The organism is Thioalbus denitrificans, from assembly GCF_003337735.1.
Lineage (GTDB): Bacteria > Pseudomonadota > Gammaproteobacteria > DSM-26407 > DSM-26407 > Thioalbus > Thioalbus denitrificans.
In genome coordinates this window covers 133,124-143,730 of the sequence record NZ_QPJY01000009.1, presented here as the reverse complement: position 1 = coordinate 143,730, position 10,607 = coordinate 133,124, and the positions used below count along the sequence as shown (strand labels likewise).

Genomic DNA, 10,607 nt, shown 5'->3' with positions numbered 1-10,607 from the left:
GGTCAGGAGCTCTCCTCCACCGGCGGCGGGGTCTTCAGGCGCACGCCGCGCCCGCCGCCGGCGCTGACCGCGCCATCGCCGATCAGCTCCACCCCGGCCCGCTCCAGGGCCTCCACCACCTTGACCACCGAGTCCACGTTGCCGCGGACCTGGGCGCCGGTGCTGGCCTCCATGCGCTGGATGGTGGGCAGCGACAGGCCCGCCGCCTCGGCCAGGCTGCGCTGGTCCATCCCCAGGAGCGCCCGGGCGGCGCGGATCTGGGCCGCGATTATCATGTCATATGCATCTCTTATAATGTCTGATGCATCAATATAAATGCATGAACAGTTAATTATCAAGCACCCGGCATCTGCGATGCTCGTCTCCTGCGCCGGGGTGACAGAGAATCCGCCGCCGGGCGTCCAAATTGCAGCCGCAGTCACTGTCCCGGCCCACGGGGCGGATTAGACTGGGCACCAGGAGCTCCAACCCGGAAACCGCCATGTCCGACCTCACCATCCGTTACCGTTTCCAGTCCGACTCCACCGAGCCGACCGAAGCCCGCTTCGAGCTGGATCTCGACCCGCAGCGGCTCGAGCCCCGCCGGGCGGCGGAGGATGACCTGCCGCGCTGGGTGGAGCTCGACTACTACCAGTGCGCCCACTGTCCGCTGCGGCCGGACAGCCATCCCCACTGCCCCCTGGCCCTCTCCCTCCTGCCCCTGGTGACCCGGCTGGGCCACTGGCGCTCCTACCTGCCGGTGCACCTGGAGGTGACCACCGACGAGCGCACCGTCTCGGCCGAGACCACCGCCCAGGAGGCCATCAGCTCGCTGATGGGCCTGCTGATCGCCACCAGCGGCTGCCCCCATACCCGTTTTCTCAAGCCGATGGCGCGCTTCCACCTGCCCCTGTCGAGTCCCGACGAGACCTTCTACCGGGTGGTGTCCATGTACTCGCTGGCGCAGTATTTCCGCGGCCGGCACTGGCTGCCGGTGGATTTCGGCTTCGACGCCCTGTTCGAGCGCTACGAGGCCCTGGGGGCGGTGAACGACGCGGTGGTGAACCGGCTGCGGGCGGCCACCCGGGAGGACGGGACCCTGAACGCCATCGTCATGCTCGACGCCCTGACCCAGTACGTGCCCACCTCGCTGGAGGACTCGCTGGCCGAGCTGGAACATCTGTTCCACGGCTATCTGAAGGAGCCCCCGGAAGGGAGCCAGGCGTGAGGCGCGAACGGCGGGAATGACCACGCCCGGGGGCGGACGCGGAGGGTAGGGTCCGGCCCGGGCACGGCCGCCCGGGCCCGGGGGAGAGCATCAGCGGACTTCCAGCTCCTCGGCCTGGCGCCGGGCGGAGACCGCCCCGGCGTTGTCGCCGAGCTTCATCCGCACCAGGGCGATGAGGCGCCAGTTGCGGGCCCGCAGGGTGTTGTCGGGGCCGGCGAGAGCATCGGACTTGCGCGCCAGCTGCTCGGCCTGCTGCAGCTGACCCTGGCGGAAGCGCACCGTGGCCAGCTCGTACCAGACCCGGGCATTGCGCGGCTCGATGCGCACGGCGCGCTCCAGGCTGGCCGCCGCCTCGGCAAGGCGATCGGCGTTCTGCTGCTCGCGGGCGGTCTCCAGCAGGGCCACCACCGCCGGGCTGGCGGGACCGGCGGGGGCCGCCTCCGGCCGCGCGTCGGGATACGGCGAGGGACGCGCTGTGGCGGGGGCGCTGTAGTCCGGGCTGCCCGCGGGCTGCCCGGGCGGCAGGGGCCGGGCGGGGGTCACGGTCCATTCCCCGGCCGGCGCGGTCGTGGCGCCGGACGCCTCCTCCACGGGGGCCGGACGGGGCGCCGGCTCACCGCGATGGACGCTGCGGTCCTCCACCGGCACGCCGCCATAGGGTGCGCTGGCGCAGCCGGCCAGGGCGAGCAGCATCAGGCAGGCCGTTCCCAGGCCCGCGTTCGTCGTCATCTTGACCGTCATCTGGCATGACCTCTTCGGGTTCCACCGATTCCACAGGATGCAGGGCGAATGTTACCACCACGCCGGACCCGCGGAACCGTGCAAAGACGAATACACGACTGCAAGGGCTTTTCTCCGCAGATTACGCAGATTACGCAGATTACTTGAAATTGTCCGTGCGCTGAGACAGGCCCGTCGGGAATCCGGGCGGTGGACTTCGTGGAGACACTGAAACCGGTATTGCACTGCCTGTTTCTTTCCTGGCCTCATCCCACCATGAGGCATATGTTCCGCCAACGCACTCTGCAGGCCCCGGGAAAAATCTGCGCAATCTGCGTAATCTGCGGAGAAAACTCTTTCCAAATCAGCGGAACAGCTCGCGGAACCAGTCCACCATGCCGTCCACGGACTCCCGCAGGTCGCCGCCCGGGCCGCCGCCGCAGGGGGAGTACTCCACCGGGACGGTGCCTTCGGCGAAGGGCAGCTCCACCGCGCCGGGGCAGTCCGAGCCGCTCAGCCGGCCCTGTTCGTCGACCCAGCGGTAGCTGATGCCGGCGGGCACCACCGGCCGCAGGGGCTGGGGGTGGAGCGACTCCATCACGTCGCCCCACACCTGCATCGCCCCGGTGGCGCCGGTGAGGCCGGCGGAGGTGTTGTCGTCGCGGCCCACCCAGGCCACCGCCAGGTAGTCGCCGGTGAAGCCGGCAAACCAGCTGTCACGCAGCTCGTCGGTGGTCCCGGTCTTGCCCGCCGGGGCGATGGACGCCCCCAGCCGCGCCCCGGCGCCGCGGCCGGTGCCCGAGCGCATCACCTCCTGCATGGCCGCGGTAATCAGGAACGCCGGGGCCGGCTGCACCGCCTGCTCCACGGCCAGCGGGTAGCGTCCCAGCGGCTGGCCGTCGGCGTCCAGCACCTCGCGGATGGCCCGCAGCGGCGTGCGGAATCCCCCCGCCGCCAGGGTCTCGTAGACCTGCGTCACCTCCAGCGGCGAGAGCTCCAGCGCGCCGAGCAGCACCGAGGGATAGGCGGGGATGTTCCGGTCCACCCCCAGGCGGTGGAGCATCTCCACCACCTGCGGCAGCCCCACCTGCATCCCCAGGCGCGCGGTGGCCAGGTTGTAGGAGTGGGCCAGGGCCTGGTAGAGGGGCACCTGGCCGTGACTCTGCTTGTCGTAGTTCTGGGGCCGCCAGACCTGTCCGCCGCTCGATTTCACCTCCAGGGGCTGATCGTCGATGGGCGTGGCCAGGCTGTAGCGGTTGCCGGCGAGCGCGGCCAGGTAGACCGCGGGCTTGACCAGCGACCCGATGGGGCGCACCGCGTCCAGGGCGCGGTTGAAGCCCGCGAAGCGGGCCTCGCGTCCGCCCACCACGGCCAGCACCTCGCCGCCCTCGGTGGTGGAGACCACCAGCGATCCCTGCAGCACCCCGGACTCCATGCCGCGCTGGCGCTCGATGCCCTTCAGGCGCTCCGCCAGCGCCTGCTCGGCGGCGTGCTGGGCACGCGGGTCCAGCGTGGTGAAGATGCGCAGCCCCTCGGTGGTCAGATCCTCGTCGCGGTAGTCGCGCCGGAGCTGGCGCTGCACAAGGTCGATGAAGGCGGGGTAGGTGCTGCTGCCGCCGGGGGGCCGGGGCGTCACGCCCAGCGGGCGCTTCTTCGCCTGCGCCCCGGCCTCCGCGCTGAGCCCGCCCTCGGCCACCAGCTGGTCGATGACGCTGTCGCGGCGCAGCCGGGCCCGCTCCGGGTGCTTGCGGGGGTTGTAGTAGGAGGGTCCGCGCACCAGGCCGGCGAGCAGGGCGTATTCGGCGCTGCCGAGCTCCTCCAGCGGACGGGCGAAGTAGAACTGGCTGGCCAGCCCGAAGCCGTGGATGGAACGTGTTCCGTCCTGGCCCAGGTAGACCTCGTTGAGGTAGGCCTCGAGGATCTCCTCCTTGGTGTAGTGCCACTCCAGCAGGAGCGCCATGATCGCCTCCTGGCCCTTGCGCCAGAGGCTGCGCTCGCTGGTGAGGAAGAAGTTCTTCACCAGCTGCTGGGTCAGGGTGCTGCCGCCCTGCACCACCCCGCCGGCGCGGATGTTGGCCCACAGCGCCCGGGCGATGCCGCGCGGGGAGATGCCGAAATGGTCGTAGAAGGCCCGGTCCTCCACGGCGATCAGCGCCTGCACCAGCTCCGGCGGCACCTCGTCCAGCCGCACCAGGACCCGGTCCTCGGCGTGGGCGGGGTAGATGCCGCCGATGCGCTGGGGCTCCAGGCGCACCACGCCGAGCCCGCCGCCGGTGCCCGCGTCACGAAGGCTGGAGACCGTGCCGCCGTCGAAGCCCACGCGGATGCGCCGGGACGGCTCGCGGCCGTCCCAGAAGGTGAAGCCGCGGGTCAGCACCTCGTAGCGGTCCGCGGCGACACTGTACTCGCCCACGCCCTCGGGACGCGCGCGCTTGCGATAGCCCAGCGCCTCCAGCTCGCGCCCGAGCTCTTCCGGACGCAGGTAGCGGCCGGCGTAGAGCTCCATGGGGCGGGCGTAGACCTGGGCCGGGAGGGACCAGCGTTTGCCTTCGAACTGGGCCCGGATGACCGCGTCGTCATAGACCACGAGACCGCCGAGGGCCACCAGTCCCACCAGGGACAGCTTCAGGAGCAGCCCGGCCAGGCGGTGGCCGAACCCGGAACGGTTGCTGCGCCGCCTGGATTTCCGGCGGCCTTTCTTCTTGGCAGGGGTGCGTCGTGACATGGCGCAACAGTATAGGGACAAACGGCGCCCGCCGCAGTCCGGGTTGTGTGACAGGGATACCGGGACGGCGCCGGAATGCACCGCCGGCGGTGCGGAAACCGTGGGCATCCCCCGCGCGGGGGATGCCCACGAACGCTCAGTTGAGGCTGCCGAACACCTTCTTCAGCAGGTCGCTGCCGCGGGCCAGGGGATTTTCCCGGATGCGCTTCTCTTCCAGGGCGATATAGGTGAACAGGCCGTCGATGGCCTTCTCGGTGACGTAGCGGTCGAGATCCAGCGAGCCGGTGTCAACCAGCCCGCCCATCATGCCCCCGCCCCTTCCAACCAGGTTCTTGTAGGCGACGGTCACGCCGGTGCGGCTGGTGGCCTCCTGCACGATGGGCAGGAACCGCTGCTCCAGGGTCTCGCCGCTGGTGCGGCGGAAGTAGCGGGTGGCGGCGTCGTCCGGCCCGTTGAGGATGCCCGCGGCATCCTGCACGGTCATGGCGCGGATGGCGTCGGCCAGGATGGAGGCGGCCTCGGGGACGGCCTGCTCGGCGGCGCGGTTCATGGTGGTGATGAACTCGTCGGCGTAGCGGTCCTGGCCCAGGGCGCGGGCCCCCTGCTCCACCATCCGCAACGGCTTGGGCATGGGAATGCGGACCCGCTCGTCGCCGAGGAAGCCGTCCTCGCGGCCCAGCGCGTTGACCGACCACTCCACCCCCTGGGCCAGCGCCTCCTTGAGGCCGCCGGTCATTTCGCCCTGGGTGAGCGCGGCGGTGCCGCCACCGCCACCCGGGGTCCCGCCCCCCTGCAGGACACCGCGCAGGGTGTCCTGCCATCCCGCCACGGCGCCCATGGCAATCGCCAGCGTGGCTGCGGACAGAACTGTCATTGCCATCCTGCGTCTCTTCATGACCATCTGCGTCTCCTTCCGGAATGCCGCCGCCGGGGCACTCGCCCGGTGCGCGGCGGTTGTCCTGTAAACCTAACCCCGGACTCCGACGACAGCCAGCCGCATTTGTTAAAATTCGCCATCGACCCCTACCGATCCAGCCATTGGAGCACGCCCCCTTGATGGACAGCAGCAGCCACAGCCGACTTCTCCAGGCCCTGCAGGACCCGGCCCTCTACCCGCACCCGGTCAGCGGCTTCCAGCTGCTGGAGACCCATATCTCCTCGGTGCTCCTCACCGGCGAGTACGCCTACAAGATCAAGAAGCCCCTCGATCTCGGCTTCCTCGACTTCTCCACCCTGGAACGGCGCCGGCGCTTCTGCGCGGAGGAGCTGCGCCTCAACCGCCGCCTCGCCCCCGACCTCTACCTGGAGTCGGTGCCCATCACCGGCAGCCCCGGGGCACCCGCGCTCGGCGGCGCCGGCGAGCCGTTCGAGTACGCGGTGAAGATGCGCCAGTTCGACCAGTCGGCGCTGCTGGACGGGCTGCTCGCCCGCGGCGAACTGCCGCCGGAACGGATGGACGAGCTCGCCGCCACGGTGGCCGGCTTCCACGCCGGCATCGCCACCGCCGACCCCGGCTCCGACTTCGGCACGCCCGAGGTGGCGTACTTCCCCGTGGGTCAGAACTTCGACCAGATCCGGCCCCTGCTCCACGCGGCGGAGGACCTGGCCCAGCTCGATCGGCTGCAGGCCTGGGCCGAGGGGGAGTACGCCGCCCGCCGCGAGGCCATGGCGGCGCGCAAGGCCGACGGCTTCATCCGCGAGTGCCACGGCGACCTGCACCTGGGCAACATGGCCCTCATCGGCGATCGCGTCACCCCCTTCGACTGCATCGAGTTCAACGACCACCTGCGCTGGATCGACGTGGTGAGCGAAGTGGCCTTCCTCACCATGGACCTCATGGACCGCGGCCGCCCCGACTACGCCGCCCGCTTCCTCAACGGCTACCTGGAGCGCACCGGCGACTACGGCGGGCTGGCGCTGCTGCGCTTCTACCGGGCCTACCGGGCGATGGTGCGGGCCAAGGTCTCGGTCATCCGCCTCGCCCAGCCCGACGTCCCCGCCGACGAGCAGGCCACGGTGCGGGCGAAGTACCGCGGCTACGCCGACCTGGCCGAGGCCCTGGGGCGGCCCGGCCGGCCGGCGCTCATCATCACCCACGGCGTCTCCGGCTCCGGCAAGACCACCCTCAGCCAGGGGCTGGTGGAGCAGCTCGGCGCGGTGCGGGTGCGCTCCGACGTGGAGCGCAAGCGCCTGTTCGGCCTCGAGGCCGGAGCCCGCACCAAATCGGCGCTGGGCGGCGGGCTCTACACCGCCGAGGCCACCCTCGACACCTACCGGCACCTGGCCCGGCTGGCGGAGTCCATCCTCGACGCCGGCTATCCCGCGCTGGTGGACGCCACCTTCCTCAAGGCCGACCAGCGCCGCCTCTTCGCCGAGCTGGCCGGACGGCTCGGGGTGCCCTTCGTGATCCTCGACTGCGTGGCCGGCGAGGACACCCTGCGCCGCTGGGTGAGCGAGCGCGCGGCGCGCGGCGGCGACGCCTCCGAGGCCGACCTGGAGGTGCTGGAACACCAGCTCGGCAGCCGCGAGCCCCTCGACGAAAATGAACGGGCCCGCAGCGTCCACGCCGACGCCGAGCGGGTCCACGACGGCGCGGAGCTGGCGGAGGCGGTCCGGGCGCTGCTCCCGGGCGGCGCCTGACGGGCGCGGATCGGCGTCAGGTGGGCATCAACCCCCGGTCGGGTGACGACAGGAGCCCGGCCGTATTTGACCTGCGCGCCCCCGTCCGGTGAAATCGCACCCAGGGAGAGACAACGCCGGCGCCGATCCGGGGGGGACGGAAGACATTGCGATGGCTGATGCTGGTGCAGGCGCTCCTGCTGTGGAGCTGCTCCACCACCCCACCCCGCAACCTCAACGACAGCTGCGCCATCTTCGAGGAGAAGGGCAGCTGGTACCGCAGCGCGAAGGCCTCCTACGAGCGCTGGGGCGTTCCCATCGACGTGCAGCTCGCCATCATCCACCAGGAATCCCGCTTCGTGGATGACGCCAAGACCCCCCGCGGCAGGCTCCTGTGGGTGATTCCCTGGACCCGCCTCTCCTCCGCCTACGGCTATGCCCAGGCCACCGACGGGACCTGGGAGCGCTACCGGCGCGACACCGGCAACAGCGGCGCCGACCGGGACGATTTCGACGACGTCACCGACTTCATCGGCTGGTACGGCGATCTCAGCCACCGCGAGGCGGGCATCCCCAAGGACGACGCCTACCGCCAGTACCTCGCCTATCACGAGGGCCAGGGCGGCTACCTGCGCGGCACCTGGCGCGACAAGGCCTGGCTGAAGCGGACCGCCCGCCGGGTGGCGGACCGCGCCGGGCGCTACCGCCAACAGCTGGCCGGCTGCGAGGAGAACCTCGACAGCGGCGGGTGGCTGTGGCCGTTCTGAGGCGGCTCCGCCGGATATGCGGAAGGAAATGAGTTAGCGCGGATTGCGTTGATTATCGTTGATTGAAACTGCGTCTCGTCCTGCGCCCGCGGCGGAATACAGCCCCGGTTCGACGGGGCTGACTGGCCACGGAGAGGCCGGGAACAGCCGACCGGAGATGCGGTAGCCGTCGACCCGTCCCGTCATGCCACGCCGCTGCGGACGGCGCCCCCTCACGCGTGTCTCTGGGAGGCGCCCGCCAGGGCGACCCCGGAGGCGATGAAGCCCGTGGCGAAGATCCTGCTCACGATCCTGGGCATGGAGCTGACCAGCCGGCTCTTCGTGCTCTCGGCCAGGTAGGCATAGGCGAACAGGCACCCGAAGGAGAGCAGCATGAAGGTGGCCACGAGAATGCCGAACTGCATCGCCAGGCCCTGCCGGTGGTCGATGAACTGCGGGAACAGCGCGGTGGTGAAGGCGATGGCCTTGGGGTTGCTCAGCGCCACCGCCAGCCCGTTGAGGTAGAGACGGCCGGGGCTGGCGCTCCCGCGAACCGCTTCCCGGGTGCGCGCCGGCCCCTGGAAACCGTGACGCCACAGCCTGAGCCCGAGGTACACCAGGTACAGCGCGCCCAGGAGCTTCACCGCGGTGAACACGGTGGATGAACCGAGAATGATGGCGCTGAGACCCGCCACTGAGAGCAAGGACATCACGAACAGCCCCGAGATGTTCCCCAGGATCGTGAACACCGCCCTCCCCAGCCCGTAGGCGAGACTGTGGGAAGTGGCCAGCAGGATCGCCGGCCCCGGGGTGATGGTCGCGATGAACGCGATGGAAGCGAACAGCAGCCAGCTCTCGAAATTCATGGTCGAACGATCCCCAGTGCGCACCGCGGCCGCAGCGACCCCGCCCACATCCGTGGTCGCAGCAACCAGCCATGGACGCAGTTTACACCGGTTCCCCGGGTGCGGATGAGTCAACCCGCCGGGAAAGGGACTGGAGATCGCACTGGATAGTCGGGCGTCATCATCCGGGGCAGAAGTGGAGCAGGCAACTGAAGCGCCGGGATGCGGTAACGATTCTCAGTTTGTCGCCGGCCCCTATTTCACAGAAACGTTCTTCTATCACATCCATCGACGCTAGCGAAAGCGCTCGAGGCCATCCCAAATCGATCTAATTGGCTCTCGCTCTCGCGGATCAACAAGACCAACCTCCTCCAACGTATAGTTCCAACGCGCATAGTTGCACGGGGCGCAAGTTATCAACAGGTTGTAAAAGCTATTGTCCCCGCCTCTCGCGTGCGGCAGAACATGATCATATTGTAGCCACATGGCTTGAAACGCCGCATGCTGCGATTTGTTCGTTGAGCCCCAAGGCACGGCCTTCGGATATTTTCTGTGAATTCTCTGTCGCACCTCTTTGCGGATGACCGGAATGCCGCAAAAGCGACAATGAAATCCATCACGTTCATGTAACGCCTGCTTTTCGGCTGCTGTGGGCATGCGAACTGGCACGCGTGCTTCTTTTGGAACGACCAGTGGAGCACCATCTACCGGCCGATATCCTATATAGGGACTATCTGTACCCCATAAGGATTCCGCCCATTCTCTGACCGCTGGCATATTTGCCAGCAGGAATAGCTCATTGGCTAGTTCAGTGCGTCCGACAAGGTGCGCCGACACTGCCGCGTCCAAATAGCGAGCTGCATCAGCAATCTCGGGAATTGGCTCTCTAAGACAAAGGCGATCCTGTTCGCTTTCAAGCATCTCAGCTTCTCTCATCGCTTTGAGATTTCTGCTGCGCCTCCCTCACGCCTAACAGTTCAATTAGGCAGGGTCTCACACACAGTCAGAGCAACCGCGCTTACCTAAAACTCAAAAACCCGTTCTTCTTCATTAAAAAGCGTTGAAACTTACCGTACACAACAATCATCTCACCCGCGACCCTATTAATTTCCTCTGGCGTAAACCCCTGAAGAGAGGTCTTAATTGACCCCCGCGCTGTTTGCCGAAGTGCCCCAGACTTATTATTCTTCGGTGAGTAGTAGTACCACTGAGCATGGACGATCCTATTGCGCGATTTATTCGCACTCTCCATATCGCAGAGAAGTTCGTCTATCAACGTCTTCAGTTCCGTTTCGCCTTCAAACCGTGTACTAACCAACGTTTTCAAAAGTTGGACTTTGACTGAGAACATCATATGAGCTGTGAGTGAAGTAGCGTCCTCTCTGGATTCCAACCCCAAAAATTCAGCTACAAGTATATTTGCACCCGATTCGATCAATGAAAAATAGGCAGTAACACGTCCGATTGCCAAGATATGCGCCTCGGATAACGGAAGAATAGGGTCCATCTCAAAATCTGACATGTGTTCCAGCTCCAAGAATTCAAATCAATGGATAACTTGACACATATCGCCAATAAATTGCCATATTCCATTCATCACAACACTGGTGCAGTTACAACAACGACACACACCCCAAGGCCCGGGCCGCCCATCATCTCGACACGCCATCAGCATGCACTGAAAAATCTGCGCAAATCAGCGTAATCTGCGGTTAACAAGCCTTTCAGCAGCGCCGGCAACGCCG

10 protein-coding genes are annotated in these 10,607 nt (G+C 67.4%); 3 read left to right on the top strand and 7 right to left on the bottom strand.

Annotated elements, in window-relative coordinates:
- Positions 1–2 precede the first annotated feature (2 nt).
- Positions 3–275, bottom strand: a complete 273-nt coding sequence (locus DFQ59_RS15790; protein WP_114280687.1) for a helix-turn-helix domain-containing protein — start codon at positions 273–275, stop codon at positions 3–5.
- 206 nt (positions 276–481) lie between these two features.
- On the opposite strand from DFQ59_RS15790, the gene DFQ59_RS15785 reads away from it, so the two are divergent.
- Positions 482–1,207, top strand: coding sequence for a DUF6901 family protein (locus tag DFQ59_RS15785; protein ID WP_114280686.1), 726 nt, complete (start codon positions 482–484; stop codon positions 1,205–1,207).
- A gap of 90 nt (positions 1,208–1,297) precedes the next feature.
- Here DFQ59_RS15785 and DFQ59_RS15780 read toward each other — a convergent pair whose 3' ends face one another.
- From DFQ59_RS15780 to DFQ59_RS15770, 3 genes are all read right to left on the bottom strand, one after another.
- Positions 1,298–1,936, bottom strand: a complete 639-nt coding sequence (locus tag DFQ59_RS15780) for a tetratricopeptide repeat protein (RefSeq protein WP_170142190.1) — start codon at positions 1,934–1,936, stop codon at positions 1,298–1,300.
- Positions 1,937–2,291: 355 nt separating this feature from the next.
- Positions 2,292–4,652 carry a penicillin-binding protein 1B gene (mrcB, locus tag DFQ59_RS15775; protein ID WP_114280684.1) on the bottom strand — a complete coding sequence of 787 codons (2,361 nt, stop codon included), beginning with the start codon at positions 4,650–4,652 and terminating at the stop codon, positions 2,292–2,294.
- A 136-nt stretch (positions 4,653–4,788) separates the two neighbouring features.
- Positions 4,789–5,526 (bottom strand): DUF4197 domain-containing protein, encoded by a 738-nt coding sequence (locus tag DFQ59_RS15770; RefSeq protein WP_170142189.1) that lies wholly within the window; start codon positions 5,524–5,526, stop codon positions 4,789–4,791.
- Positions 5,527–5,708: 182 nt separating this feature from the next.
- Here DFQ59_RS15770 and DFQ59_RS15765 point away from each other — a divergent pair, with 182 nt between their 5' ends.
- Together DFQ59_RS15765 and DFQ59_RS15760 are read left to right on the top strand one after the other, a co-directional pair.
- Positions 5,709–7,292: a bifunctional aminoglycoside phosphotransferase/ATP-binding protein gene (locus DFQ59_RS15765; RefSeq protein WP_114280682.1), complete on the top strand. Its 1,584-nt coding sequence runs from the start codon at positions 5,709–5,711 to the stop codon at positions 7,290–7,292.
- 146 nt (positions 7,293–7,438) lie between these two features.
- Complete coding sequence (locus tag DFQ59_RS15760; RefSeq protein ID WP_245937293.1) at positions 7,439–8,038, top strand: transglycosylase SLT domain-containing protein; 600 nt, start codon at positions 7,439–7,441, stop codon at positions 8,036–8,038.
- A 212-nt stretch (positions 8,039–8,250) separates the two neighbouring features.
- On the opposite strand, the gene DFQ59_RS15755 is transcribed toward DFQ59_RS15760, so the two are convergent.
- The 3 genes from DFQ59_RS15755 to DFQ59_RS19625 all read right to left on the bottom strand — a co-directional run bounded on the left by DFQ59_RS15755 (position 8,251) and on the right by DFQ59_RS19625 (position 10,384).
- The gene (locus DFQ59_RS15755) at positions 8,251–8,883 is read right to left on the bottom strand and encodes a LysE family translocator (protein WP_114280680.1); all 633 of its coding nucleotides are present in this window, start codon (positions 8,881–8,883) and stop codon (positions 8,251–8,253) included.
- A gap of 273 nt (positions 8,884–9,156) precedes the next feature.
- A complete protein-coding gene (locus DFQ59_RS15750) occupies positions 9,157–9,783 on the bottom strand; it encodes an HNH endonuclease (protein WP_114280679.1) in 627 nt (208 codons plus the stop codon).
- A 97-nt stretch (positions 9,784–9,880) separates the two neighbouring features.
- Positions 9,881–10,384 carry a hypothetical protein gene (locus DFQ59_RS19625; RefSeq protein ID WP_147275273.1) on the bottom strand — a complete coding sequence of 168 codons (504 nt, stop codon included), beginning with the start codon at positions 10,382–10,384 and terminating at the stop codon, positions 9,881–9,883.
- Positions 10,385–10,607: the final 223 nt, after the last annotated feature.

Coding starts and splice junctions, on each gene's coding strand:
- DFQ59_RS15790 (WP_114280687.1), bottom strand. CDS start 275: ATGATAATCGCGGCCCAGATCCGCGCCGCCCGGGCGCTCCTGGGGATG.
- DFQ59_RS15785 (WP_114280686.1), top strand. CDS start 482: ATGTCCGACCTCACCATCCGTTACCGTTTCCAGTCCGACTCCACCGAG.
- DFQ59_RS15780 (WP_170142190.1), bottom strand. CDS start 1,936: ATGACGACGAACGCGGGCCTGGGAACGGCCTGCCTGATGCTGCTCGCC.
- mrcB (WP_114280684.1), bottom strand. CDS start 4,652: ATGTCACGACGCACCCCTGCCAAGAAGAAAGGCCGCCGGAAATCCAGG.
- DFQ59_RS15770 (WP_170142189.1), bottom strand. CDS start 5,526: ATGACAGTTCTGTCCGCAGCCACGCTGGCGATTGCCATGGGCGCCGTG.
- DFQ59_RS15765 (WP_114280682.1), top strand. CDS start 5,709: ATGGACAGCAGCAGCCACAGCCGACTTCTCCAGGCCCTGCAGGACCCG.
- DFQ59_RS15755 (WP_114280680.1), bottom strand. CDS start 8,883: ATGAATTTCGAGAGCTGGCTGCTGTTCGCTTCCATCGCGTTCATCGCG.
- DFQ59_RS15750 (WP_114280679.1), bottom strand. CDS start 9,783: ATGCTTGAAAGCGAACAGGATCGCCTTTGTCTTAGAGAGCCAATTCCC.
- DFQ59_RS19625 (WP_147275273.1), bottom strand. CDS start 10,384: ATGTCAGATTTTGAGATGGACCCTATTCTTCCGTTATCCGAGGCGCAT.